This window comes from Reyranella sp. (assembly GCF_036558665.1).
Taxonomy (GTDB): Bacteria; Pseudomonadota; Alphaproteobacteria; order Reyranellales; family Reyranellaceae; genus Reyranella.
This window is the reverse complement of sequence record NZ_DATBFE010000062.1, coordinates 1-25,198: the sequence shown is the minus strand read 5'-3', so window position 1 is coordinate 25,198 and position 25,198 is coordinate 1. Positions and strand designations below refer to the sequence as shown.

At 67.3% G+C, this 25,198-nt stretch carries 27 protein-coding genes; 18 read left to right on the top strand and 9 right to left on the bottom strand.

All coding sequences use genetic code 11. From position 1 onward, the window contains the following. A partial coding sequence (locus tag VH499_RS08905; protein WP_332052357.1) for an ABC transporter substrate-binding protein occupies nt 1-743 on the bottom strand: 743 nt, incomplete at its 3' end. Nucleotides 744-801: 58 nt separating this feature from the next. Here VH499_RS08905 and VH499_RS08900 point away from each other — a divergent pair. The 3 genes from VH499_RS08900 (at nt 802) to VH499_RS08890 (ending at nt 3,429) form a co-directional block, all read left to right on the top strand. Then, on the top strand, nt 802-1,584 hold the full coding sequence (locus VH499_RS08900; RefSeq protein ID WP_332052356.1) for an enoyl-CoA hydratase/isomerase family protein: 783 nt from the start codon (nt 802-804) through the stop codon (nt 1,582-1,584). A 2-nt stretch (nt 1,585-1,586) separates the two neighbouring features. Then, nucleotides 1,587-2,795, top strand: a complete 1,209-nt coding sequence (locus tag VH499_RS08895) for a cobalamin-independent methionine synthase II family protein (protein ID WP_332052355.1) — start codon at nt 1,587-1,589, stop codon at nt 2,793-2,795. A 76-nt stretch (nt 2,796-2,871) separates the two neighbouring features. Beyond that, complete coding sequence (locus tag VH499_RS08890) at nt 2,872-3,429, top strand: REP-associated tyrosine transposase (protein ID WP_332052354.1); 558 nt, start codon at nt 2,872-2,874, stop codon at nt 3,427-3,429. 47 nt (nt 3,430-3,476) lie between these two features. On the opposite strand, the gene VH499_RS08885 is transcribed toward VH499_RS08890, so the two are convergent. Next, on the bottom strand, nt 3,477-5,078 hold the full coding sequence (locus VH499_RS08885) for an AMP-binding protein (protein WP_332052353.1): 1,602 nt from the start codon (nt 5,076-5,078) through the stop codon (nt 3,477-3,479). 41 nt (nt 5,079-5,119) lie between these two features. Between VH499_RS08885 and VH499_RS08880 the strand changes: the two genes are divergently transcribed. Both VH499_RS08880 and clpS read left to right on the top strand, forming a co-directional pair. Further along, a complete protein-coding gene (locus VH499_RS08880) occupies nt 5,120-5,785 on the top strand; it encodes a glutathione S-transferase N-terminal domain-containing protein (protein ID WP_332052352.1) in 666 nt (221 codons plus the stop codon). An 80-nt stretch (nt 5,786-5,865) separates the two neighbouring features. Next, nucleotides 5,866-6,174: an ATP-dependent Clp protease adapter ClpS gene (gene clpS / locus VH499_RS08875; protein WP_332052351.1), complete on the top strand. Its 309-nt coding sequence runs from the start codon at nt 5,866-5,868 to the stop codon at nt 6,172-6,174. Between the two features lie 148 nt (nt 6,175-6,322). On the opposite strand, the gene VH499_RS08870 is transcribed toward clpS, so the two are convergent. Further along, entirely contained in the window at nt 6,323-7,525 is a 1,203-nt protein-coding gene (locus tag VH499_RS08870) for a pyridoxal phosphate-dependent aminotransferase (protein WP_332052350.1), read from the bottom strand. On the opposite strand from VH499_RS08870, the gene VH499_RS08865 reads away from it, so the two are divergent. Next, a complete protein-coding gene (locus VH499_RS08865; RefSeq protein WP_332052349.1) occupies nt 7,524-7,652 on the top strand; it encodes a hypothetical protein in 129 nt (42 codons plus the stop codon). The two genes, VH499_RS08870 and VH499_RS08865, sit on opposite strands and share 2 nt — an antisense overlap. A gap of 3 nt (nt 7,653-7,655) precedes the next feature. On the opposite strand, the gene VH499_RS08860 is transcribed toward VH499_RS08865, so the two are convergent. Further along, complete coding sequence (locus VH499_RS08860) at nt 7,656-8,081, bottom strand: GlcG/HbpS family heme-binding protein (protein WP_332052348.1); 426 nt, start codon at nt 8,079-8,081, stop codon at nt 7,656-7,658. Between the two features lie 61 nt (nt 8,082-8,142). Beyond that, entirely contained in the window at nt 8,143-9,177 is a 1,035-nt protein-coding gene (locus VH499_RS08855) for an ABC transporter substrate-binding protein (protein ID WP_332052347.1), read from the bottom strand. 144 nt (nt 9,178-9,321) lie between these two features. Between VH499_RS08855 and VH499_RS08850 the strand changes: the two genes are divergently transcribed. The 12 genes from VH499_RS08850 to VH499_RS08795 all read left to right on the top strand — a co-directional run bounded on the left by VH499_RS08850 (nt 9,322) and on the right by VH499_RS08795 (nt 21,587). Further along, nucleotides 9,322-10,191: a DUF72 domain-containing protein gene (locus tag VH499_RS08850; RefSeq protein ID WP_332052346.1), complete on the top strand. Its 870-nt coding sequence runs from the start codon at nt 9,322-9,324 to the stop codon at nt 10,189-10,191. A gap of 1 nt (nt 10,192) precedes the next feature. Beyond that, entirely contained in the window at nt 10,193-10,807 is a 615-nt protein-coding gene (locus tag VH499_RS08845; RefSeq protein WP_332052345.1) for a UdgX family uracil-DNA binding protein, read from the top strand. Between the two features lie 123 nt (nt 10,808-10,930). After that, on the top strand, nt 10,931-11,056 hold the full coding sequence (gene ykgO / locus VH499_RS08840) for a type B 50S ribosomal protein L36 (RefSeq protein ID WP_332052344.1): 126 nt from the start codon (nt 10,931-10,933) through the stop codon (nt 11,054-11,056). Between the two features lie 78 nt (nt 11,057-11,134). Next, nucleotides 11,135-12,622: an FAD-linked oxidase C-terminal domain-containing protein gene (locus tag VH499_RS08835; protein WP_332052343.1), complete on the top strand. Its 1,488-nt coding sequence runs from the start codon at nt 11,135-11,137 to the stop codon at nt 12,620-12,622. A 14-nt stretch (nt 12,623-12,636) separates the two neighbouring features. Continuing rightward, on the top strand, nt 12,637-13,806 hold the full coding sequence (glcE, locus tag VH499_RS08830; protein WP_332052342.1) for a glycolate oxidase subunit GlcE: 1,170 nt from the start codon (nt 12,637-12,639) through the stop codon (nt 13,804-13,806). A gap of 40 nt (nt 13,807-13,846) precedes the next feature. Beyond that, nucleotides 13,847-14,134 (top strand): type II toxin-antitoxin system RelE/ParE family toxin, encoded by a 288-nt coding sequence (locus tag VH499_RS08825; RefSeq protein WP_332052341.1) that lies wholly within the window; start codon nt 13,847-13,849, stop codon nt 14,132-14,134. Between the two features lie 6 nt (nt 14,135-14,140). Beyond that, nucleotides 14,141-14,455: a HigA family addiction module antitoxin gene (locus tag VH499_RS08820; RefSeq protein ID WP_332052340.1), complete on the top strand. Its 315-nt coding sequence runs from the start codon at nt 14,141-14,143 to the stop codon at nt 14,453-14,455. Nucleotides 14,456-14,469: 14 nt separating this feature from the next. Beyond that, nucleotides 14,470-15,789: a glycolate oxidase subunit GlcF gene (glcF, locus tag VH499_RS08815; RefSeq protein WP_332052339.1), complete on the top strand. Its 1,320-nt coding sequence runs from the start codon at nt 14,470-14,472 to the stop codon at nt 15,787-15,789. Nucleotides 15,790-15,793: 4 nt separating this feature from the next. Next, a complete protein-coding gene (locus VH499_RS08810) occupies nt 15,794-16,405 on the top strand; it encodes a tetratricopeptide repeat protein (RefSeq protein WP_332052338.1) in 612 nt (203 codons plus the stop codon). 31 nt (nt 16,406-16,436) lie between these two features. Continuing rightward, nucleotides 16,437-17,672 (top strand): amidohydrolase family protein, encoded by a 1,236-nt coding sequence (locus tag VH499_RS08805; protein ID WP_332052337.1) that lies wholly within the window; start codon nt 16,437-16,439, stop codon nt 17,670-17,672. Between the two features lie 29 nt (nt 17,673-17,701). Then, a complete protein-coding gene (locus tag VH499_RS08800) occupies nt 17,702-20,302 on the top strand; it encodes a DUF2339 domain-containing protein (RefSeq protein ID WP_332052336.1) in 2,601 nt (866 codons plus the stop codon). A 4-nt stretch (nt 20,303-20,306) separates the two neighbouring features. Continuing rightward, entirely contained in the window at nt 20,307-21,587 is a 1,281-nt protein-coding gene (locus VH499_RS08795) for an AMP-binding protein (protein WP_332052335.1), read from the top strand. A 21-nt stretch (nt 21,588-21,608) separates the two neighbouring features. Here VH499_RS08795 and VH499_RS08790 read toward each other — a convergent pair whose 3' ends face one another. The 4 genes from VH499_RS08790 to otnI form a co-directional block, all read right to left on the bottom strand. Then, complete coding sequence (locus tag VH499_RS08790) at nt 21,609-21,803, bottom strand: hypothetical protein (protein ID WP_332052334.1); 195 nt, start codon at nt 21,801-21,803, stop codon at nt 21,609-21,611. A gap of 122 nt (nt 21,804-21,925) precedes the next feature. Next, nucleotides 21,926-23,338, bottom strand: coding sequence for a pyruvate kinase (gene pyk, locus VH499_RS08785; protein ID WP_332052333.1), 1,413 nt, complete (start codon nt 23,336-23,338; stop codon nt 21,926-21,928). Between the two features lie 9 nt (nt 23,339-23,347). Beyond that, complete coding sequence (ltnD, locus tag VH499_RS08780; RefSeq protein WP_332052332.1) at nt 23,348-24,262, bottom strand: L-threonate dehydrogenase; 915 nt, start codon at nt 24,260-24,262, stop codon at nt 23,348-23,350. Further along, complete coding sequence (otnI, locus tag VH499_RS08775) at nt 24,259-25,050, bottom strand: 2-oxo-tetronate isomerase (protein ID WP_332052331.1); 792 nt, start codon at nt 25,048-25,050, stop codon at nt 24,259-24,261. Before otnI ends, ltnD begins: the two co-directional genes overlap by 4 nt. Between the last annotated feature and the right edge of the window lie 148 nt (nt 25,051-25,198).

The window sequence follows — 25,198 nt, the reverse complement described above, 5'->3', positions numbered from 1 at the left end:
TCGTGCGCCTTGCGGATCGCCTGCACGGCGAACTTCGGCGTGCTGATGTTGAGGAACACGTTCGCCTTGGTGCTGGCGAGGTCGATGATCTGCGAATCGACGGTCGCGTCCGTGACCTCGTAGCTCACGGTCCGCACGATGATGTCCTTGGCCTTCGCTCCCAGCCGTTCGCTGAAGCCCCTGATGAAGTCCTTGCCGAAGTCGTCATTCTGGTAGAGCACGGCGACCTTCGGGTCCTTCACCTCCTTCAGGACGTAGGCGCCGTAGATGCTGGCCTCGGCGGTGTAGATCGGCGTCAACGTCATCGTGTACGGGAAATTCTTGGGGTCGTTCCAGCGTGCGGCGCCTGTCGCCAGGAAGAGCTGCGGCACCTTCTTCTGGTTGAGGTATTTCTGCACAGCGGCGTTGGTCGAGGTGCCGAGCGAACCGGAAATCGCCAGGACCTGGTCGTCCTCGACGAGCTTGCGAGTCTGCTCGACCGTCTTCGGCGGGCTGAAGCCGTCGTCGAGCGAGATCAGCCGGATCTTGCGACCGTTCACGCCGCCCTGGTCGTTCACCATGTCGAAGTAGGCGAGCTCGGCTTTGGCGAGCGTGATGAAGCCCGACAGCGGGCCCGAATAGGGCATGGTCTGGCCGAGCTTGATCTCGGTGTCGGATGCGCCGGGATCGTACTTCTTCTGGGCCAACGCGGGACAAACGCTCAACGCGAACGCAACGCACGCGGCTGTCGCTTTTGCGATCATGCCCATGGTCTCCTCCCGATCTCGTCGGCTAGCATGGCACAACGAAACGGAGGAAACGATGGCGCTCGTCAATTATGAGCAGGACGGCGCGGTGGTGACACTCACCCTGAACCGCCCCGAGAAATTGAATGCCTTCAGCGACGAGCTGGTCGGCGCGCTGGGCGATGCGCTGCATCGCTTCGACGCCGACGAGACAGCACACATCGCCATCCTGTGCGGCACGGGCCGCGCCTTCTCTAGCGGCGCCGACGTGCAGCAGCGCCAGCTGCGCAGCCGCGAGGAATTTCTCAAGCTTGGCGGCCCGCAAGGCCGCGGCACGCATTCCTCCGACCTGCTCACCAAGGCGGTGAACTGGAAGCCAGTGATCGCGGCGGCGCATGGCTACGTGCTCGGCCTGTCGGTCGGCATCGTGCTCGAATGCGACCTGATCGTGGCGGAAGAGGGCACGCGCTTCCAGGTCACCGAGACGTCGCGCGGCCTCGGTGCCGGCAAGTACTGGGGCCTGATGCATTTCCGCGGCGGCGGCGCCTTCACCATGGAAGCGGCGCTCACCGGGCGCTTCTTCACGGCCGAGGAGGCATTCGCGGCCAACCTGATCAATCGCGTGGCGCCCAGGGGCAGGCATCTCGAGCTGGCGCGCGAGCTTGCCGGGGAAGTGATCAAGAACCCGCCGCTCAGCGTGCGCTCGACGGTCAGGCTGCGGCGCTGGTACATGGACCGCATGAGCCGCGAGATCATGCATCAGACCGCGCCCGAGCGGCTCTACCTCACCGAGGATTTCCAGGAAGCCGCGCGCGCATTCACCGAGAAGCGCAAGCCGGCCAAATTCAAGGGACGCTAGACATGAAGAGCAGCAGCGACCGCGTTCTCACCAGCCATGCCGGCAGCCTGCCGCGTCCGGACGATCTGATCGAGGCCAACAGGCAGCGCGAGGCGGGCAGGGCCGACGAAGCGACATTCCAGAAGGCGCTGCGCCAGGGCGTTGCCGACGTCGTGCGCCGCCAGAAGGAGGCCGGCATCGCCGTGCCGGGCGACGGCGAATACGGCAAGTCGATGGGCCACAAGATCAACTATCGCGCCTGGTGGAGCTACTCGTTCCAGCGCCTCGGCGGCCTCAAGGTCGCGGGCCTCGGTCTCTACGACTTTCCGGTCCGGCGCTCGAGCCCCGGTCACGTCGTGCTGTCGAGCTTCGGCGACAGGCGCGATCGCCTGCGCTTCGCCGCCGCCTATTCGGATCCCGACTCGGGTGTGTCGACCGGGCCGCGCGCGACCGATTGGCCGGTCTGCGTCGGGCCGCTCACTTATACCGGCCATGCCGCCATCGCCGCCGACATCGCGAACTTCAAGGCCGCGCTCGCGGCCAACGGCATCGGCGAAGGCTTCATGACCTCGCTCGGCCCGGGCAGCGCCTCGCGCATCGGCAACGAGCACTACAAGAGCGACGAGGAGTTCGTGTTCGCCTGCGCCGAGGCGATGCGCGAGGAGTACAAGGCGATCGTCGACGCCGGCCTGGTGCTGCAGATCGACGATCCGGCGATCGCCGAGAATTTCGACCAGATCAATCCCGAGCCCTCGGTCGAGGACTATCGCCGGTTCACGATGCCGCGCATCGACGCACTGAACCACGCGCTGCGCGGCCTGCCGAGGGACCGCATCCGTTTCCATCTCTGCTGGGGAAGCTGGCACGGTCCGCACACCACCGACATCGCCATGCGCGACATCGTCGAGGTGATGCTCAGGATCGATGCCGGCGCCTATTCCTTCGAGGCCGGCAACGTGCGGCACGAGCACGAATGGGCGGTGTGGAAGGAGGCCAAGCTCCCCGACGACAGGCTGATCCTGCCCGGCGTGGTGAGCCACGCCACCAATGTCGTCGAGCATCCCGAGCTGGTGGCCGAACGCATCGGCCGCTTCGCAAAGCTGGTCGGCCGCGAGCGCGTCATCGCCTCGACCGACTGCGGCCTCGGCGGCCGCGTCCATCGCGACATCGCCTGGGCCAAGCTCGAGACCCTGGCCCAGGGCGCCGCCATCGCCAGCCGACAGCTGTGGTAGTTCTTTGCTCACCGAGCCGGAGGCTGCAGTCCGAAAGAGGAGGAGGTCTTCTGGACCGCGAGCGTCCCGCTCGCTCATGGTGCGGCATGAACCACAAGGGTTGGCATTCGCGGGGATACCTGCCGCATTTCGACTCTGCCGAGACGGTTCAATTTGTAACCTTCCGGCTGGCCGACAGCTTGCCGAAAGCGGTCGCCGAAGAGCTCACCAAACTTGCCGACAACCTGGCGGAGACCGATCACAAGCTGGACAGCGGCCTCGGATCCTGTTGGCTCAGGCAGCCGTTGGTCGCGCAAACGGTCGAGGCGGCCATCCTTACTTTGATGGCAAACGCTACCGACTTCTTGCCTGGTGCATCATGCCCAACCACGTGCACGTCGTCGTCGAGCCAGCCGATGGCCAGACCCTGGGTGCGATCGTCCACAGCTGGAAGTCGTTCTCGGCCAAGCAGGCGAACGGGATCCTGGGGCGATCCGGACCGTTCTGGCATCGCGACTATTTCGACAGGTTCATTCGCGACGAAGGCCATCTTGCTCGTACGATCCACTATGTCGAAGACAACCCGGTGAAAGCTGGACTTGTTTCGATGCCGAGCGAATGGCCCTGGAGTTCGAGTCGCTTCCGCGCCGCGTGAGCGAGCCAGAGGCTCGCGGTCCAGAAGAGCGCGAGCCTCCCGCTCGGCTATGGTCCTACAAGAGCCTCGGCCATTTCGCGGAGCTTGTTGCGCTGGATCTTGAAGCCGTTGGGCGACGGCGTCTTGGGGAAGTCGTCGACCGCGAAGACGCGCAGCGGCACCTTGTAGTTGGCAAGACCTTGCCTGCAGTGGCCGATGACGGCGGCCTCGTCGAGCGCGGTGCCCGCGGCCAACATCACGAACGACACCGCACGTACGCCGTCCGGCCGGGCGAGGGCGATGGTCTGGCAGCCTTCGATGCCGGGCAGCCTCTGGATGTGCGTTTCGATCTCGAGCGGATTGACGAGGAAGCCCGAGAGCCGCAGCACGTCGCCCATGCGGCTCAGGAAAGTGAAGCCACCCTCTGCATCGAGTTCGCCGAGATCCCCGGTACGGACATAGCCGTCGGAGGTGATCGTTTCGGCGGTCGCCTTCTCGTTGCCCCAGTAGCCCGCCATCAGAGACGGCCCGGCACATTCCAGCACGCCGGGCTGGCCCGGCCCCAGCAGGGCGCCGGTTTCGGGATCGCGGACGCGCACGTGGGCCAGCGCCGAGGTCGGCACGCCGCCGCCCTTCTTGCGCCGCATGGTCGGAGCGTCGAGCGGCTGGGCGGCATAGAGCGCCTGTACCTCGCTCATTCCATAGAGGCCGCGCAGGACGAGCCCGCGCCGCTCCGCCGTCTCGGCGATCGCTTCGAGCGCGGTGTTGAAGCCGGCGTAGCCGGCCCAGCGCACCGACGGCATCGGTCGCTCGCCCGGCATGCGATCGAGCAGGCGGGCGAACATGTCGTCGCTGCCGAACAGCGTTGTGGGCCGATGGCGCTCGATCAGCCGGGCGATCGTGTCGATGTCATAGGACTCGACCAGCACGCACGGCTTGCCGGCCGCGAGCGTCGTCAGCGTCTGGTTGAAGCCGAACACCCCGCAGAGCGGCATGATGGCCAGCGACAGCGTGTCTGGCGCGCCGAAGCCGAAGACGCGGGCCACCTGCTGGGCGTGGCCCGCGATGGCGCCCTGACGGTGGGTCACGAACTTCGGCGCGCTGGTCGTGCCCGACGTTCCGAAGATGTTGCAGGCGGCCCTGGCGCCCGCGTCGTTGGCGCCGCGCCGCGGTCGCGTCAGCAGGCGGTCGAACGGCACGCGCCGCAGCCGTTCGATGGCGGCCGGCGCCGTGGCGGGTTCGTCGCCGACCACGACCAGGGCCTTCAGCGCATCGAGCGCCTGCGGCTCGATCCCGGCCAGGATCGACAGGAAGTCGATCTGGCGAAAGCCCGGCGCGCAGGCGAGCACCTTGGCGCCCGACCGGCTCACGATGTCGGCGACCTCGACTGCGCGGTAGCGCGTGTTGACGGCGACGGCGATGGCGCCGAGGCGTGTGCAGGCAAAATAGAGCAGGGGATAGGCCAGCACGTTGGGCAGCCACAGCGCCACCCGGTCGCCCGGCCCGATGCCGAGATCGGCCAGCCCCTGCGCCACCCGCAGCGACCGCTCGGCGAGCTCGGCGAAGGAGATCACGCGGTCGCCGTGCAGGAGCGCGGGCGCGGCCGGAGTCTGCTCGGCCCAGTCGGCCAGCAGGGTCCAGACATCCGGTGCAGGCTTTTCGAGAGGCATGCGCGCGGAGACTACCTGATGCCGAGTTCATCTCAAGCGCGATGCCCGCGAGACGTCTCGTCGCCGGCGTCGCGACGCGCTATGTGCAGGGAGGTTTTCGGAGGAAGAACATGAAGCTCGCCTACTCGCCCGCCAGCCCCTATGTGCGTAAGGTCACGGCCTCGGCCATCAAGCGCGGCATCGACGACCGGATCGAGCGGCTCAAGATCGGCACCACCGATCCGGCGCTGCTGCAATACAACCCGCTGTCCAAGGTGCCGACGCTCGTCATGGACGACGGGATGTGCATCTACGACAGTCCGGTGATCTGCGAATACCTCGACAGCGTCGGCACGGCGCCCCGGCTGTTCCCGGCATCGGGCGCGCCGCGCTGGAAGGCGCTCACGCAGATGGCGCTGGGCGACGGCATTCTCGACGCCACCCAGCCGCGGCGGCGCGAGCTCACCCTGCCGCAGGACGAGGGCCGCAAGAGCTATATCGAGCTGCAACAGGGCAAGGTGAGACGCGCCGTCGATCTCCTCGAGAAGGAGGCCGGGACGCTGGGCGAGCTCGAGACCATCGGCGAGATCACGATCGGCTGCGCGCTGGGCTATCTCGATTTCCGCTACGCCAACGAGGCGTGGCGGCCAGGTCATCCCAAACTGGAGGCCTGGTATGCAAAGGTGGTCAAGCTGCCGCCGCTCGCCGCGACCATGCCGGTGGGATGAGCCGGGGCGGAGGACTGGCGATCGGCAACGGCTTTGGCCTAGAATTCGCGCACGATCTCGCCTCGGCATAGGAGCAGCCTATGAGCGACGACGTCGTCGTGAAGCCTGAAACGATCGCCAAGCCCAAGGTCCAGCAGCCGCGCCTCTACAAGGTCATCCTGCTGAATGACGACTACACGCCGCGGGAGTTCGTGGTGCAGGTCCTGAAGGCTGTCTTCCGTACCAGCGAAGACCAGGCCTATCGCATCATGATGACGGCGCATCAAAGAGGCGCCTGCGTCGTCGCGGCCTTCACGCGCGACGTTGCCGAGAGCAAGGCGAGCGAGGGCACCGAGATGGGCCGCAACAAGGGCTATCCGCTCGCCTTCTCGACCGAACCGGAGGAATGACGGCGGGCGGAGCCGTGTGACGGCGCCACCTCCTGCTTTGCGCAGGGGAGGAAGTCCTCCCCATGCAAATGGGGAGGTGGCCCGAAGGGCCGGAGGGGGCATGCGCACGGCGACGCCATCTCCCGCTGCTGATGCAGTGCAGAGTTGATCAGCGCAGGTCGGCGCAGAACTCGCCGATGCGCTTGCAGCCCTCGCGCAGGCTCTCGATGTCGGTCGCGTAGGAGATGCGGAAGTAGGGGCTCATGCCGTAGGCGGCGCCCTGCACGGTCGCCACCCGACACTCTTCGAGAAGCGCCGTCACGAAATCGGTATCGGACTCGATCCGGCGGCCGGCGCGGGTGGTCTTGCCGATGCAGCCCGCGATATTGGGGAAGACGTAGAATGCACCTTCGGGCGTATGGCAGGTGATGCCAATCGCCTCGCGCAGCCAGCCGACCACGAGGTCGCGCCGGTTCTGGTAGTCGGCGACACGCTCCCTGATCAGCTCCTGCGGCCCGTCGAGGGCGGCAACCGCCGCGGCCTGCCCGACGGTCGAGACGCCGCCGGTCGCCTGGCCCTGCATGTTGATCATGGCGGCGATCATCGCCTTCGGCCCGCCCGCATAGCCGACCCGCCAGCCCGTCATCGCATAGGCCTTGGACGCGCCGTTCACGGTCAGGGTGCGGTCCTTGAGCCCTGGCTCGACCTCGGCGATCGAGCAGAACTCCTTCCCGTCATAAGTCAGGTGCTCGTAGATCTCGTCCGCCATCACCAGCACGTGCGGATGCTCGAGGAGCACGTCGGCGAGTTGGCGCATCTCGGTCCGCGAGCAGATCGCGCCGGTAGGATTGTTGGGGAAGTTCAGCACCACCCATTTCGTCCGCGGCGTGATCGCCGCCTCGAGATCGGTGGCCCGCAGCTTGAAGTGGTTGTTCTCGGGACAGGAGACGGAGACCGGCACACCGCCCGCGAGCTTCACCTGGTCGGCATAGCTGATCCAGCCGGGAGCGGGAATAATGACTTCGTCGCCCGCATTCACGCTCGCCATGGTGGCTCCGAACATGATCTGCTTGCTGCCGTTGCTGACCATGATCTCGTCGAGCGCGTAGTCGAGCCCGTTCTCGCGCCTGAACTTGCGCTGAACGGCCTCCTTCAGCGCCCGCGTTCCGTCCTGTGCCGGGTACTTGGTGTCACCCGCGAGCGCCGCCTTGTGCGCAGCCTCTATGGCATGCGCCGGGGTGCGGAAGTCGGGTTCGCCGGACGAGAGGCCCACGATCTTGATTCCCTGGGCGCGCATCTCGCGCACCTTGCGGGTCATGGCGGCCGAGGCGGACACCTTGACGCTTTTGAGACGCTCGGCAGGCTCGAACATGGATCCTTCCACAATGGGCGCGCGACACTTACGGCCCGGCGCGCCGCAGCGCAACCGCGCCGCGTTCGTGCCGAAGATCGTCGAGGAGACCAGGGAAGGCCGTCATCAGCAGCGCAAGGCGGCCTGATCTTCAGCCCGATACCAGGCCGGTGGCGAGGATGCCGGCGATGCAGACCGCCTCGTCCTCCTCGCCGGTACCGCCGCTCGCGCCGGCAGCGCCGAGGACGTTGCCTTCGGGATCCTTGATCAGCACCGCGCCGGTCTGCGGCAGGAACTTGCCCTGCGCGGTCGCCGCCAGCGCGCCGAAGAACTGCGGATTGTCCTTGGCGCGCTGCAGCAGCGTGCGGCTCGACGCGCCCATGCCGACTGCGGCCCACGCCTTGCCGATCGCCACGTCGTTGCGGAACATGCTGGCCTCGTCCTCGCGCTGCAGCGCCTTCAGGAGGCCGCCGTCGTCGAGCACGGCGACCGCCAGCGGCTTCACCTTCATCTCGCGCGCCTTGGCGAGCGCCGCTTCGATGATCCTGTTCGCCTGGGCGAGTGTAAGTCTCGGCATGTCTTGTCCTCCCGGGCCCCAAAGACCAACCCACCGCGTGTCACCCGCATGGCGGAACGGTTCAGTCGATCACCTCGTCGGCAGCGGTGAGCAGCGCCGGCGGCACAGTGATGGCGAGGGCCCTGGCCGTCCGGGCGTTGATGATAAACTTGAAGCCCGAGGTCGGCTGCTCCACCGGGATGTCGCCCGGCTTGGCGCCCCTCAGGACCTTGACGGCGATCGCGGCCGCGCCCCGCAGGAGGGCGAAGGAGTCCTCGGTGTAGGTCACCAGACATCCTGCCTCGGCCCAGCTTCGATCCTGGGGACAGGCGGAGGCCAGGCCATTCTCGAGGGCCGTCTTCATGATCGCTGGCTGCCAGTTGTACATGATGCGATCCACGCTGATGAAGACCGCTGCCTTGCCGCCGCTGGCGAACTCGGCAAGTTTCGATCCGACCTCATCGAGAGTGTTCAGGGGCACTCTGAGCGATTCGAGGCCCGCGGCGGTCGCCGCGTCTGTCATTTGCTTGTCGAAGAATGCAGCGTACGCCGGTTCCCGCTCGACCAGCGACTTTCTGTTTTGCGCATTGGACAACACCGCGACGCGCCGTGTTGCCGGCGAGATCTCGTGCAGGTATTGCCACAGCTTCGGATAGGTGATCAGGACGGTGGTCCCCGAGGCGTTGCCGCCGGGCCTGGCAAGGCTTGCGATCATCCCCTTCTCGACGGGATCGCCAACGCCGAAAAAGACGACCGGCACCGGCTTGCTCGCCTTGATGGCCGCGACCGTCGGCGGCGTCCCCTGGGTGACGATCATGTCGACATTGGTGGCGACGAGGGACTCGACCTCGGCCGGAAGTCGCGCCTGATCTCCATCGGCGTGGCGATGTTCAACGATCAGGTTCTTGCCGAGGACGAAGCCCGCGTTCTGCAGGCTGTCGCGAAAGGCGCCCCACGGGCCCTTCCATGTCTCGGCCGGTGTCGGAACCGTCCCCGGACTGCCGACCGTGAGCCATCCGAGCCGGTAGACCCGGCCGGGTTCCTGTGCGGACGCGGCCGTGATATCGACTGGCAGGGCGAGCGCGGCCAGCAAGACGGCCAAGACCACCGATCTCATTCGATCACCTCGGCGGCGGCGAGCAGCGCTGACGGCACGGTGAGGCCGATCGCGTTCGCTGATTTGCGTTGGGTACAAGGCTTAAATCGTAGCGCGCAAGACTGAGGGTTGGAACAAGATTTGTGCGCGGGGCGTTCACCTGCCATGGCGTCCGACGTCCGCATCGGCATCTCGGGTTGGACCTACAAGCCCTGGCGCGGCGCGTTCTATCCGCCGGGCCTGGCCCGGAACAAGGAGCTGGCCTACGCGGCGTCGGTGTTTCGCAGCATCGAGATCAACGGCACGTTCTATTGCATGCAGCGACCCGACAGCTTCGCGCAATGGGCTGCCGACACGCCCGACGATTTCATCTTCGCGGTGAAGGGGCCGCGCTATCTCACGCACATGCTGAAGCTGCGCAATGCGAAGGCGCCGCTCGGCAACTTCTTCGCCTCGGGTGTGCTGCGGCTCGGCGGCAAGCTCGGCCCGATCCTGTGGCAGTTCCCGCCCAACTTCCGCTTCAACGCCGAGAAGCTCGAGGCTTTCTTCGCGCTCCTGCCGCGCGACACCGATCAGGCGGCCGAGTGCGGGCGCCAGCACGATCATCGCCTGAAGGCGCGGGCATGGCTGCAGGGCGACAGGCGCCGGCGGATCCGTCACGCCATGGAGATCCGGCACGAAAGCTTTCGCGATCCCGCCTTTATTGCGCTGTTGCGCAAGCACGGGATTGCGCTGGTTTGCGCCGACACGGTGGACTGGCCGCTGCTGATGGATATCACCGCGGACTTCGTCTATGTCCGGCTGCACGGCTCGACCGAACTGTACAAGAGCGCCTACAGCCGGCCGGCGCTCGAGCGTTGGGCGGCGCGGGTGGCGGCCTGGCGGGACGGCGAGTCGATGACCGACGGCCACTTCATCTGCGCCCGCAAGCCGAAGCGACGGCCGCGCGATGTGTTCCTCTATTTCGACAACACCGACAAGCTGCAAGCGCCCCGGGACGCGCTCTCCCTGATGCGGCGCTTGGGCCAGGCCTGACATGGCGCCGCAGCATCCGTCCGCAGCGAAGCTCGCCAGGGTGGCAAAGGAGGCGAAAGCCTGCACGCGTTGCCCGCTCTACCGCAACGCCACCCAAACCGTGTTCGGCGAAGGACCGGTCGGCGCCGCGCTCATGCTGGTCGGCGAGCAGCCGGGCGACCAGGAGGACATCGCCGGCCATCCGTTCGTCGGTCCTGCGGGAAAGATGCTCGACCGCGCGCTGGTCGATGCCGGGATCGATCGCAGGCAGGTCTATGTCACGAACGCGGTGAAGCACTTCAAGAACGAGCCGCGGGGCAAGAAGCGCCTGCACAAGAAGCCCAACCGCTACGAGGTCGAGGTGTGCAAGGTGTGGCTTGCGCAGGAGGTGTCGCTGGTGAAGCCGGGCCTCGTGGTGGCCATGGGCGTGACGGCCGCGGCGGCGCTGGCCGGCCGGCCGATGACACTGGCCCGCGAGCGCGGCAAGGAGATCGCCTTTGGCGAAGGCCGGCGCGGCATGGTCACCGTCCATCCTTCGTCGATCCTGCGGGTGCCCGACAAGGCCGGGAGGCACAAAGCCTATGCCGGGCTGGTGCGGGACCTGAAACTGGCGCTAAAAGTCCTCCAAGCCGCTTGAATCATTGGGAATTCTGCCGGATTCGAGCCACAACGGGGTTGACGGCACGATCCCGCCTCCCTATTTTCCGGCCGCTTTTGGAATTCACCCCGGCGCGGCCGGGGCTTTTTGTTGAGAAGAGCCATGAAGATCCGCCACTCGCTCAAGTCCGTGAAGACCCGCCACAAGAACTGCCGCATCGTGCGCCGCAAGGGCCGCGTCTACGTGATCAACAAGACCAACCCCCGCTTCAAGGCGCGCCAGGGCTGATCCGGCGCGGTCCGGACTGAAACGAGCGGCGGAAGCTCCGGCTTCCGCCGCTTTTTCATTTGGCGTAAGGAGTCGGCCATGCAGATGCCGCTGCTCGATCCCGACATCCTGCGCCGCCGCGGCGAGATCGTGGCCGCGTTGCGCGCCATCGTTCCGGGCGAGGGCGTGATCGACGATCTCGACGGCATGCGTCCCTACGAATGCGATGCGCTGTCGGCCTATCGCCAGATGCCGCTGGTGGTGGTGCTGCCCGACACGGTCGCCCAGGTCTCCGCGATCCTGCGCTATTGCCAGCAGCACAAGGTGAAGGTCGTGCCGCGCGGCGCCGGCACCTCGCTGTCGGGCGGTGCGATGCCGGTGGGCGACGCGATCCTCCTCGGCATGGGCAAGTTCAACCGCGTGCTCGAGATCGATTTCGCCAATCGTTGTGCGCGCGTGCAGCCGGGCGTCACCAATCTCGGCGTCACCAAGGCGGTGGAGCACGAGGGCTTCTACTACGCGCCCGATCCCAGCTCGCAGATCGCTTGTTCGATCGGCGGCAATGTCGCCGAGAATTCCGGCGGCGTGCACTGCCTCAAGTACGGCCTCACCACCAACAATCTGCTCGGCATCGAGATGGTGCTCATGAACGGCGAGGTGGTGCGGCTGGGCGGCAAGCATCTCGATTCAGGCGGGTACGACCTGATGGGCTTGATGACCGGATCCGAAGGTCTGCTGGGCGTCGTGACCGAAGTGACGGTGCGTCTCCTGCGCAAGCCCGGCACGGCTCGTGCCGTGCTGCTCGGCTTCCCGACCGAGGCCGCGGCAGCGGATTGCGTCGCGGCCGTGATCGCCTCGGGCATCATCCCGGGCGGCATGGAGATGATGGACAGGGACGCCATCAAGTGCGCCGAGAACTACGTCGGGGCAGGCTATCCGCTCGACGCCGAGGGACTCCTCATCGTCGAGCTCGATGGCCCCGCCGTCGAGGTCGACCACCTCGTCGCGCGGGTCGAGGAGATTGCCAGGGGCCGCGGCGCCACCACCTGCCGGGTGAGCCGCGACGAGCAGGAGCGGGTGCTGTTCTGGGCCGGCCGCAAGGCCGCGTTCCCGGCCGTGGGGCAGATCACGCCCGACTACATGTGCCTCGACGGTTCGGTGCCGCGCGGCCGTCTGGTCGAGGTGCTGGCCGAGATGCGCGAAATGTCGAAAGAGCATCGCCTGCGCGTGGTGAACGTGTTCCATGCCGGCGACGGCAATCTGCATCCGCTGATCCTGTTCGATGCCAACGATCCCGAGGAGTTGCGCCGCGCCGAGGAATTCGGCGCCGATATCCTGCGACTCTGCGTGCGGGTCGGCGGCGTGCTGACAGGCGAGCATGGCGTCGGCATCGAGAAGCGCGACCTGATGGGCGAGCAATTCACCGAGATCGACCTTGATCAGCAGATGCGCGTGAAGTGCGCGTTCGATCCCGATCATCTGCTCAATCCCGGCAAGGTGTTCCCGAGGCTCCGTCGCTGCGCCGAGCTGGGCCGTGTCGTCGTGCATCACAACAAGATTCCTTTCCCGGACATCCCCCGGTTCTAGGCATTGCGACGACCATGAGCGGCACGATCAAACCGCGCGACGCCAAGGAGCTGCGGCAGGCGGTCGAATGGGCGCTCAACGAGGGCGCGACGCTCGATGTCCGCGGCTCCGGCAGCAAACGGGCGCTCGGCAAGCCGATGAAGTGCGATCACGTGCTCGACGTCTCGGGCATCAGCGGCATCGTCGACTATGCGCCGGAGGAGCTGGTGGTCACGTTGCGCGCCGGCACGGCGCTGCGCGAGGTCGAGGCGCTGCTCGCCCAGCGCAACCAGATGCTGGCCTTCGAGCCGCCCGATCTCGGACCGCTTCTGGGAAGCGAGCCGGGGGAGGGAACGCTGGTCGGTGCGCTCATGGGCAATTTCGCCGGACCGCGCCGCCTTTCCGCCGGCGCCGCGCGCGATCATCTGCTGGGCTTCAGCGGCGTCAACGGCCGCGGCGAAGCGTTCAAGTCGGGCGGCCGGGTCATGAAGAATGTCACGGGCTACGATCTCTCCAAGCTCATCGCGGGTTCCTGGGGAACCTTGGCCGTGCTCGACGAGGTCTCCGTCAAGGTCCTGCCGGCCCCCGATCAGACCCGCACGCTGATGCTGCTCGGCCTCGAGGAGGCCGTGGCGGTGAAGGCGATGTGCGCCGCCATGGGAAGCCCGCACGAGGTCTCGGGTGCAGCCCACATCGACAATCGGACGGCCTTGCGCGTCGAGGGCGTCGCGCCGTCGGTCGAGGCGCGTCTGAAGGGCTTGCGCGAGCTGCTGGCCGGCACGAATGCCCGGATGGAAGAGCTCGGCACGCTCGAAAGCCGCGGCTTCTGGCGCGAGGTACGCGATGGCGTGCCGCTCGACGCCGCCACCGATTCGATCGTCTGGCGCCTCTCCTGTCCGCCGACCGAAGGCCCCGCGGTTATTGCCCGCATTCGCGCGCAACGGCCCGGGGTGAAGGTCTTCTACGACTGGTCGGGCGGTCTCGCCTGGCTCGCCCTGCCGCATGGTCCCGACGCGGACCATCTGCTGGTGCGCAGCGCCATCGGCCCGGCCGGTGGCCACGCGACGCTTATCCGCGCACCCGACGCGGTGCGTGCGGCCGTACCGGTTTTCCAGCCGCAGTCGCCGGCGCTCGCCGCCCTGGCGCAGCGCGTGAAGCAGAGCTTCGATCCCAGGGGCCTCTTCAATCCGGGCCGCATGGGGTAGGCATTGCCTGTACTAATCAGAGTGATTAGTATTAGAAGTGATGATCGACGAGAGTCGATTCCGCGACAGACGAACCTTGCGCCTCTTCCATGGCGAGCGAGTGCGCCGCTATCCTCCGGACCTGGCCGCGAGGACGCAAAACAAGCTGAAGATTGTCTATGCGGCAAGTCGATTCGATGATCTGGCGATTCCGCCGGGCAATCACCTGGAGGCCCTAAAGGGCGATCGACGTGGCCAATGGAGCATTCGTATCAACAGTCAATGGTGCATTTGCTTCGCTTGGGACGGAATGCGGACGCTGGCGATTGAGGTGGTGGACTGTCACTGAGGGGACATGACGATGAAGCGCAGGATGAAACCGGTGCATCCGGGCCGTATTCTGTACGACGAATTCATGGTGCCAGCCAGCATCTCACAGTACAGGCTCGCACGGGCGACTGGCCTCTCGCAGGTCCAGGTCGGTAATATTATCCGGGGCAAGCGGGGAATCACTGCGGAGACGGCATTGCGGTTGGAGCGGGCGCTGGGCATGAGTGCCCAGACTTGGATGAACCTGCAGACCCTCTACGATCTCGAGACGGCCTTCGTGCAGGCCGGCCGGCGAATCAAGGAGACGACCGAGCGGCTCAATCTGCACGACGCGGCGTAGCGTCAAGGCGGTGCATGCAGACCAGCTTCACCCTCGCCCAACTGGCCGATCCCGAGACGGCGCGCAGCGAGCAGATCCTGCGCAAGTGCGTGCATTGCGGCTTCTGCACCGCCACCTGCCCGACCTTCGTGCTGCTGGGCGACGAATGCGATTCGCCGCGCGGGCGCATCTACTTCATCAAGGCGATGCTGGAGGGCAACCGCGCGCCGACCGCCTCGGAAGTTCGCCACATCGATCGCTGCCTCTCCTGCCTCTCCTGTATGACCACCTGCCCGTCGGGTGTGAACTACATGCATCTGGTCGATCACGGGCGGCGCCATATCGAGGCGACCTACGGACGCGCGCTGTCCGATCGCCTGCTGCGCCGGCTGCTGGGCTTCCTGATGCCCCGTCCGCAATTCCTGCGCTGGGCGACGATCCTGGCGTGGCTCGCGAGACCTCTCGCGGCGCTGTTGCCCGCGCGAAGCAGTGACCCCGGCGGCGCCACCTTCCTGCGGCGCGTGAAGGCCATGGTCGAGGCCGTGCCGTTGCGCGTGCCGGTGCCCTCGGCGGTCGACCGGCCGCAGATCTTCGCCGCCGAAGGCTCGCGGGTGAAGCGCGTGGCGCTGATGCCGGGCTGCGGCCAGCAGGTGCTGGCACCCGAGGTGAACGAGGCGACCGTTCGGCTGCTCACGCGGCACGGCGTCGAGGTGGTGAACGTCGCAGGCTCGGGTTGCTGCGGCTCGTCGGTGCAGCATATCGGCGACAACGAGCAGGCGCTGGAGCTTGCCAAGCGCAACATCGTGGCGTGGTTGAAGGAAGTCGATGGTCAAGGACTGGACGCCATCGTCATCAACGCGTCGGGCTGCGGCACGACGGTGAAGGACTATGGCTGCATGTTCGCACACGATCCGCTGTGGCGTGACAAGGCGGAGCGGGTCGCGGCGCTCGCCAGGGACGTGAGTGAATTCATGATGGAGGTCGGTCTCACGAACGTGACCAACCGCCCGCTCACCGTCGCCTATCACTCGGCGTGTTCCATGCAGCACGGCCAGAAGGTGAACGAGCAGCCGAGAAAGCTGCTGCGCGACGCGGGCTTCCTCGTCAGGGACGTGCCCGAGGGTCATCTCTGCTGCGGCTGGGCAGGAACCTACCAGGTCTTGCAGCCCGACCTGTCGCGCCGCCTGCGCGACCGCAAGGTCGCGAACATAGAGAGCCTGGCGCCGGATGTGATCGCCGCCGGCAATTTCGGCTGCGTCGGCAACATCGCCGCAGCTACCGCCATTCCGGTCGTGCATACGGTCGAGCTGCTGGACTGGGCCACCGGCGGGCCCAGGCCGGCGGCGATGAAGTGATCGCATGACTCTCCTTCGCGCTTGCCTTGCCGGCCTGCTCGGCCTGATGCTGGCGACGAGTGCTTTCGCGCAGACCTCGAACAGCGACAGCGGGAGGGCCGCCGTGCTCGATACCCTGTTTGCCAAGCTGCAATCCACCACCGATCCCATGGCCGCCCAGGCGCTCGAGCAGGCGATCTGGGAGCAATGGACGATGGTGCCCGATCGCGATCAGCGGCAGCTCATGCTGCTCGGCATGGCCGAGATGCAGCAGCAGGATCTGCAAAGTGCGGTCGCGACCTTCACCCGGCTGATCGAGATCGCGCCCGACCTTTCCGAGGCGTGGAACAAGCGCGCCACGGTCTATTGGCTTCTCGGCAACTTCGACGCCTCCATTTCCGACATCTGCGAGACGGTCAAGCGCGAGCCGCGCCATTTCGGAGCCTATTCCGGATTGGGCATGATCCGCGCGCAAATGGGCGAGCCGGCCCGCGCCGCTGCCGCCTTCGAGCTCGCGCGCAAGTACAATCCGCATATTGTCGGCATCGACGACGAGATCGCGCGGCTCAAGGCGCAGGCCGGCGCCGACGCGCCCGTCGACCCGCTGGGTTGCGGCGAGCGCACCGCCGGAAGATAGTGCGGGCTCTTTTTCGACAGGAGTTGAGGTAATGGCGACGTTGTATGTCGGTGGCCGGTTGTTCGACGGCGAGAAGGTGCGGGACGGCCAGGCGGTCCTCGAGGATGGCGGCAAGGTCAAGCGCGTGGCACCGGCCGGTGAGTTTGCGGGCTTTGCCGGCGAGAAGGTCGATACCGCCGGTGGCACGCTGATCCCCGGCATCATCGATTGCCACGTCCACTCGCTCTCGGGAGCGGAGGGCAATCCCGGCGCGGCGCAGGATCGCATGAGTGCGGCCCAGCTCGCCGTACGCGGCATGGAGTTCATGCGCGCGACGCTGGAGGGCGGCATCACCGCCGTGCGCGACTGCGGCGGCAAGGACTACGTCGAGTTCGCGATCCGCGACGCCTACAACAGCGGGCGCTTCCTCGGCCCGACCATGCGCTGCGCGGGCCGCATGATCTGCATGACCGGGGGTCACGGCAACCGCACCGGCCGCGTCGCCGACGGAGCGGACGAGGTGGTGAAGGCGGTACGCGAGCAGATCCATGCCGGTTCCGACCTGATCAAGATCATGGCCACGGGCGGCGTGATGACGCCCGGCGTCAATCCCGAGGATGCGCACTATTCGGCCGAGGAGATGAAGGCCGGCATCAGCGAGGCGCATCGCTTCCACAAGTGCTGTGCCAGCCACGCGCAGGGCGCGCTCGGTATCCTGAACGCGGTGCGCGGCGGCATCGACTCGATCGAGCACGGCATCTTCATGACCGACGAGTGCGTGAACGAGATGAAGGAGCGCGGCGTGTGGCTGGTGCCGACGCTGGCCGCGGTGAAGAACATCCTCAAGGGCTACGACGACGGCGACCGCTCCATTCCCGACTACGTGATCGAGAAGGCGCGCCGCGTGTTCGACCGCCACATCGCCTCGATCAAGATGTACTACAGGGCGGGCGGGCGCATCGCGATGGGCACCGACGCCGGCACACCGCACAACCGGCACGGCGAGAACGCCCGCGAGCTCGAGTTCATGTGCGAGATCGGCATCTCCTCGCGCGATTCGCTGTTCTTCGCGACGGCGAGCGCCGCCGATCTCGTGCGGCTTGCCGACCAGGGCCGCATCCGGGAAGGCAATTCGGCCGACTTCGTGCTGTGCGACGGCGATCCGCTGGCCGACATCAAGCGCGCCGCCCGCAAGGAGAACCATCGCCTCGTGGTGAAGCGCGGGCAGGTGGCCAAGGACAACCGCGCCGCCTTCGCCTCTGCCGCCGTGCGCGTGGCGGCGGAGTAGCGACCGGAGCGTCCGCGCCGGGCGAGCCCTTGGACTACCTCCTGCTGATCCTGCTGGGGCTGGCCTGGGCGCTCGGCACGCCGGTGGTGGCGCTCGTCGCGTTGGCGCGCACCTCGGGCCTGCGTGACCAGAATGCACGGCTGACGGCCGAGGTCGCAGCGCTGCGCCGGCAGATCGCGGAGCATCCGCCGTCTCCGGCGCCCGCGGAAGCGACGACGGCGCCGCCAGCGGAGGAGCCGGCATCCTTGCCGCCACCGTTCGTGGCCGAGCCGGCAGCGGAGAGCGCGATGGAGGAGGCGGCAGCGCTACCTCCTGCTCTCGAGGCGGCGCCCGACGCCGTTGCGGCCAAAGTCGGTTGGGAGCAGCGGCTGGGCGCACGTGCCTTCGTCTGGGTCGGTGCCGTCACGCTCGCGCTGGCGGCGATTTTCCTGGTCCGCTACTCGATCGACGAAGGCTATCTCTCGCCCGAGGTGCGCGTGATCCTGGCCGCGCTGTTCGGCTTCGGCCTGATCGCCGGCGCCGAAAGGGTACGCCCGCGCGACGATCGGGTCGCGCAGGCGATGGCGGCCGCCGGCGTCGCCGCGCTGTACGGCGCCCTGTTCGCCGCGGTCGCGCTCTACGGCATGATCTCCAGGGTGGCGGCCGGCGGTGGCGCGGCGGCGCTCACCGCATTCGCCATCGGCGTCTCGCTGCGCCACGGCATCTTCGTGGCCGCGCTCGCCTTCGTCGGCGGCTTCGCCAGCCCGGCGATCATCGGCAGCGAGGAGCCGAACGTGCCCGTGCTGTTCGGCTACCTGCTGGCGATCGGCGCCGGCACGCTGGGCGTCATCCGCTACAGGGGCTGGTGGCCGTTGGGCTGGGGCGTGCTTGCTGGCGCCGCGCTCTGGACCGTCTTCTGGATGGCGACCGCAGGCGACGGGCTGCCATGGGTGTGCGCGTTCGTGGTGGCCGTGGCCGGCCTGTTCGTCTGGACGACCGGGAAGCGCCTCGGTGAGAGCGACAATCCGCCGATCGAGGTCGTCGCGCAGGTGTGGACGGCGTTGGCCGGGACCGGCTTTCTTCTCGTCGCTCTCATCGTCCGCGACGGCGGTCAGCAGGATGCGGGCTGGCTCGCTCTCGCGGTGCACGGCACCGGCGTCTATGCGCTCGGCCGTTGGACGCCGCGCTTCCAGTACCAGGCGGCGCTCGCGCCGGCGCTGTCGCTCGCGACGCTGGCCTTGTGGTGGGCGACGATGTCGAGCGCGAGTCTCGGCTGGGATGCCGATCGCTTCGCCTGGCGCGCCCTGCTGTTCGGCGGTCTCTATGCCGCGGGCGCCTTCGCCCTGATGTGGAACGCAGCCCGGCCCGGCTTCTGGGCGGCGCTCTCGGTCGCCGCTGCCCTGACCCATTTCCTCCTGTGCTGGTACGTGCTGCGCTCGCTCAAGACGGCGATGCCCTGGGGGCTGGTCAGCGTCGGCCTCGCCGCGCCCTTCCTGGTCGGGGCGGAGCGGCTGGCGCATTGGCGGCAACGCATGCCCGGCGCCACCGAGGCGCTGGGGTTTTTGGCGGCGGGCGTCGCGTTCTTCATCGCCGCCGCCATCCCGCTGGAGCTCAGCCGCGAATGGATCACGGTCGCCTATGCGATCGAGTTCGCCGCAGTCGCGGCGATCGCGGCCACGCTCGATCTGGTCGCGATGCGCCGCATCTGCTGGGGCTTGCTGGCGGTTGTCGTCGTGCGCTTCGTGCTCAATCCCCGTGTGCTGGACTATCCGCTCGGCGTGACGCCGGTATTCAACTGGATCCTCTGGGGCTACGGCATCGCGATCGCGGCCCTCGTCGTCGGCCTGCGCTATCTGCGGCGGATGCGCGACGAGCCACTGGGGCGCGCCACCGAGGCCGCCATCGCGCTTCTCGCGTTCGTGCTGGCGACCCTCGAGGTCCGCAGCCTCTTCCGGCGCGATTCGATGGACGCCGTCGACGCCTCGTTCATGGAGCGGGCCGTCTACGTGATGGTATGGGGCGCCTTCGCGCTCGCGGCCTTGTGGATCGCGCGCCGGGGCCGGGACATCGTCGCCTTGTGGGCATGGCGGATCAGCGGCCTGTTCGCCGTCGGCACGGCGCTGATCGTGCAGGTGCTGATCGCCAATCCGGTCTTCGTGTCCGCCGACGTGGGCGAGTTGCCGATCCTGAACGGCCTGCTGGCCGCCTATGCCATTCCCGCGGCCATGGCCGCGATGGCACGGCGCTGGATGGCCGGCGTCGAGAGCGACAAGGCGTTCGCGATGGCCGTCGCCATGGCGGCGGGCGTCCTCGCCTTCGTCTATGTCTCGCTGGAGGTCCGCCATTTCTTCGACCCCGACTTCGGGCGCCCGGGGCTGCAGGCCGAAGGGGTCGAGCTCTATGCCTATTCCTTCGTCTGGCTGCTGTTCGGCGTGGCGTTGCTGGCCTTCGGTTTCGCGCGTGGCTCGGCGGTCTTGCGCCATGCCGGAATGGCGCTGGTCTGCATCGTGGTGCTCAAGGTATTCCTGGTCGATCTTGCCGGGCTGCAGGGCCTGTTGAGGGTGATCTCCTTCCTCGGCCTCGGGGCGGCGCTGCTCGGCCTCGGCTTCGCCTATCGTCGCTTCGGTTTCGACTCAACGCCACAGCAGTAGGAAAATGCGCTTTCCCGAGTTCGGCCTCACCCTCGATTCCCTGCGTGCCCTCCAGCTCGAGCGTCTGAAGGCTGCGCTGGCTCATGCTTATGCGCATCAGGCACCCTATCGCGCCAAGTGCCAGACGGCGGGCGTCCATCCGGGCGATCTTCGCTCGCTCGACGATCTGCAGCGCTTTCCCTTCACGGAGAAGAGCGACCTGCGCGAGGCCTACCCGTTCGGCATGTTGGCCATTGCCCGTGAGGAATGCGTGCGTATTCACGCTTCCAGTGGCACGACAGGCCGGCCGACGGTGGTCGGCTATTCGGCCGGAGACATCGACACCTGGAGCGACCTGATGGCCCGCTCGCTCTACGCCGGCGGCGCGCGGCCGGGCGACATCCTGCACAATGCCTATGGCTACGGCCTGTTCACGGGGGGCCTCGGCTTCCACTACGGCGCCGAGCGGCTGGGCTGCACGGTGGTGCCGATGTCGGGCGGCTTCGGCGAGCGCCAGGTCCAGCTCATCGCCGAGTTGGGCGCGCGTGGTGTGCTGATGACGCCGTCGTACATGATGGCGATCGCCGACGAGTTCGACCGGCTGGGCATCGATCCGCGCAGCACGGCGCTCGAGGTCGGCTTCTTCGGCGCCGAGCCCTGGACCGAGGGCATGCGGACCGAGATCGAGCAGCGCATGGGCATCGATGCGATCGACGTCTACGGCCTGAGCGAAGTCATGGGTCCGGGCGTCGCCTGCGAGTTTGCCGAGACCAAGGACGGCCCGACCATCTGGGAAGACCACTTCCTTCCCGAGATCGTCGATCCCGAGACCGGGCTGCCGGTGCCGGACGGTCGACCGGGCGAGCTGGTTTTCACCTCGCTCACCAAGGAAGCGATGCCCGTCATCCGCTATCGCACGCGCGATCTCACGCGCCTGCTGCCCGGGCAGGCGTCGGCGATGCGGCGCATGGCCAAGATCACCGGCCGCAGTGACGACATGCTGATCGTGCGCGGCGTCAACCTGTTTCCGAGCCAGGTCGAGGAGCAGATCCTGCGCGATCCGGTCCTCACCGGCCATTACGTGATCGAGCTCACGCGCACCGGCGCCCTGGATGATCTCGTGGTGCGGGTCGAAAGCCGGATGAGCCTCGACGGCGACGGTCACGCCCACTGCACGGCCGGGCTCACGCGGCGGTTGAAAGGGATGTGCGGGCTTTCGGCAATGATCGAGATCGTCGAACCCGGTGTCATCGAGCGTTCGATGGGCAAGGCGCGGCGGGTGATCGACAAGCGGCCGAAGGCGTGACCGCCACGGCCAGCGACCGCGCTACAGCCGATGGTTGGCGAGCTTGATCCTGGCCCTGATCAAGCCGGGATCGAAGGGCGCGTGGCTCACCTGCTCGGGCAACTCCGACGAAGTGATCAGGGCAGCGCCATTCTGGGCGCGTGCGGCGTGCGGATTGTTGAAGGCGACCACGGCCAAAAAAGTCAAAATCGTGGCGGCAAGAACAAGGTAGTCCACCCAGTTCAGGGCCGCCTTTTTCGAACGGGCCGGAGCTTCGGATCGGTCGCCTTCCACGGTCGCCTCGCGCAGTGCTTCTACAAGGACTACGGGGCGACCGTTTCGCCCATCCCCGAACTTTTCTAGACGTAGGCGATGCGCAGCGTGTTGGTGGCGCCGGGCGTACCGAACGGCACGCCGGCCGTGATGACCAGCCGTTCGCCCTGCTGGGCGAGCTTCTCCTTGCGCGCGATCCTGACGGCCCTCTGAACCATGTCGGAGAAGCTGTGCGCATCCTCCGTCTGCACCGGATGGACTCCCCAGGCGAGCGTCAGCCGTCGCGCGGTATTGAGGTTGGGCGTGAGGCAAAGGATGTGAACGTCGGGCCGTTCCCGCGCGGCCCGGAGCGTGGTCGAGCCGGTGTTGGTGAAGGTCACGATCGCCGCCGCCGTCAACGTATGGGCGCACTGGCGCGCCGCCGCGCTGATCGCATCGGCGGTGGTCGCCTCGGGCTCGCGGCGACTGGCATCCATCAGGCGGCGGTAGAGGGGGTCGGCCTCCACGCTCTTCAGGATGCGATCCATGATGGTGACGGCCTCGACCGGATAGTCGCCGGAAGCCGATTCCGCCGACAGCATCACCGCGTCCGTGCCGTCATAGACGGCGGTCGCGACGTCGGACGCTTCGGCGCGGGTCGGCGTCGGCGAATGGACCATCGAGTCGAGCATCTGGGTCGCGACGATCGCCGGCCGCCCGGCCGCGCGGCAGGCGGCGAGGATGCGCTTCTGCAACGGCGGCACCGCCTCGGGCGGCATCTCCACGCCGAGATCGCCGCGCGCCACCATGATGCCGTCACTCTGCTCGATGATCTCGTCGAGATGCTCGATCGCCATCGGCTTCTCGAGCTTGGCCATCACCGCGGCGCGGCCGGCCACCAGCTTCTTCAGCTCGGCGATGTCGTCGGCGCGCTGCACGAAGGAGAGCGCCACCCAGTCGACGCCGAGCGACAGGCCATAATCGAGATCGCGCCGATCCTTGGGCGTCATCGGCGACAGCGGCAGCATGAGGTTGGGCAGGTTCACGCCCTTGCGATCGCTGATCGGGCCCGCGACCTCGACCGCCGCGTCGATCGTCGTGTCGCTGTGCGCCAGGATGCGCAGCCGCACCTTGCCGTCGTCGATCAGCAGCAGCCCGTCGCGCCGGGCAGCCTTGAAGATCTCGGCGTGGGGCAAGGGGATGCGCTTGGCTGTCCCCGGTTCCGGGTCGAGATCGAAGTGCAGCTTCTGGCCTTTCCTCAGTTCCATCGGTCCGTTGGCGAAGGTGCCAAGCCGCAGCTTCGGCCCCTGCAGATCCATCAGGATGGCGATCGGATATTTGTAGTGCTTCTCGAGGGCGCGCAGCAATTCGACGCGCTGCTTGTGGTCGTCCGGCGCGCCATGGCTGAAGTTCAGGCGAAAGACATCGGCGCCGGCCTCGAACAACGCACGCAGCCGCTCGGGACTGGATGAGGCCGGCCCCAAGGTGGCGACGATCTTGGTGAAACGCTCCCGCCTCATGCCTTCAGTCTAGCGCTTCGGCGACGATACTTTGAAGCCACCCGCCTGTTCGTAGACCTTGACCACCGCCGCGTCATCGAGCCGCCCCCAGCCGGCGCCGGCGGCGGCGAGGAAGAGCTGGTGCGCCGCCGCCGCCATCGGCAACGGCAGGCGGTGCTCGTGCCCGGTGCCGAGCACCAGCCCGAGGTCCTTGACGAAGATTTCGACCGCGGATAGCGGCGCGTAGTCGTCGTCGAGCATGTGCGGCACGCGATTGCCGAACATCCACGAATTGCCGGCGCTGGCCGAGATCACCTCGTAGACCGCGCGCGTGTCGGCACCGGCCTTGGCGGCGAGCGCGACGGCTTCGGCGGCCGCTGCAATATGCACGCCCGCCAGAAGCTGGTTCACGGTCTTCACCAGCGAGCCGATCCCAGGCGCGCCGCCGAGACGGAAAACCTTGGCGGAAGTGGCGGCGAAGATACTCTCCGCCGAAGCAAATGCGCCGGGCGTGCCCGACGCCATGAAGGTGAGCTCGCCCGACTCCGCGCGCGCCCGGCCGCCCGACATCGGGGCGTCGAGGAGAACATGACCGGTCTCCGCGAGGCGTTCGCCGAGGGTGCGGGCAAATGCCGCCGGCACCGTCGCGCATTGCATCACCAGGCCGCCCTTGCGCAGCCCGGACACGGCACCGTTCTTGCCATAGAGCACGGTCTCGACCTGCCTGTCGTTGACGACGGCGATCACGACGACGTCCGCGGTCGAGGACGCGGCGGCCGGCGTGTCGGCGATGGCGCCGCCCGCAGCCTTGAACGCCTCGCGTGCGGCCGCACTGGGATCGACTCCGACGACCTTGTGGCCGTGCTTGAGAAGGTTCCTCGCCATGCCGAGTCCCATCGAACCCAGGCCGATGAAGGCGATGTCGGGCGTGTTCTTGTCGCTCATGCTCGGACCTTGATGCCGTACTTGGCCGCCCAGCCGAGACCGGCGGCGGTCGTCGTCCTGGGCTTGTATTCCAGGCCGACATAGCCCCGGTAGCCGAGCCGGTCGAGGACATCGAGCAGGTACAAATGGTTGGCCTCGCCGAGGTCGGGCTCGTTGCGGTCGGGATTGCCGGCGATCTGCACATGCCCGGTGAGAGGAAAGAGGCGCTCGGTGCGCCTGGTGAGATCGCCCTCGGTCACCTGCAAATGGTAGAGATCGAGCTGCAGCTTGAGATGCGGCGCGCCGACCTCGTCGATGATCTTCTTCACCTGGTCGGTGGTGTGGGTGAAGTAGCTGGGAATGTCGCGGTGATTGATCGGCTCCAGCACCAGCGTGACGCCGCTCCCGGCGGTGCGATTGCAGGCCTTCCTGAGGTTCGAGAGGAAGGTACGATGCATGGCCGTCGTATCCGCTCCCGGCGCGATCAGGCCCGACATGACGTGCAGGGTGCGGCACTCCAGGGCCTCGGCGTATTCCAGCGCCTTGTCGAGGGCGGCGGCGAAATCCGCTTCGCGGCCGGGCAGCGCCGCCAGGCCGCGCTCGCCCTTGCTCCAGTCGCCCGGCGGCAGGTTGAACAGCGCCTGCACGAGTTTGTGCTTCCTGAGCTCGGCGGCGATGTCGGCGGCCGGTAGTTCATAAGGGAAAAGCATCTCGACGGCCTCGAAGCCGTGCGCGGCGGCGGCACCAAAGCGTTGCAGGAGCGGCACCTCCTGATAGATCCACGAGAGGTTGGCGGCGAGCTTGGGCATTCGGGCACCGGTCAGGAGGGAAAGGCTTCCTCGATCTCGCGGACCTGGAAGTCGGAAAGCGTGCGCGTCTTGAGACCTTGCAGGAGCAGGTGAAGCTTCGCGGTTTCCTCCAGCTCCTCGATCGAAGCGGAAGCAGCCGAGAGCGACG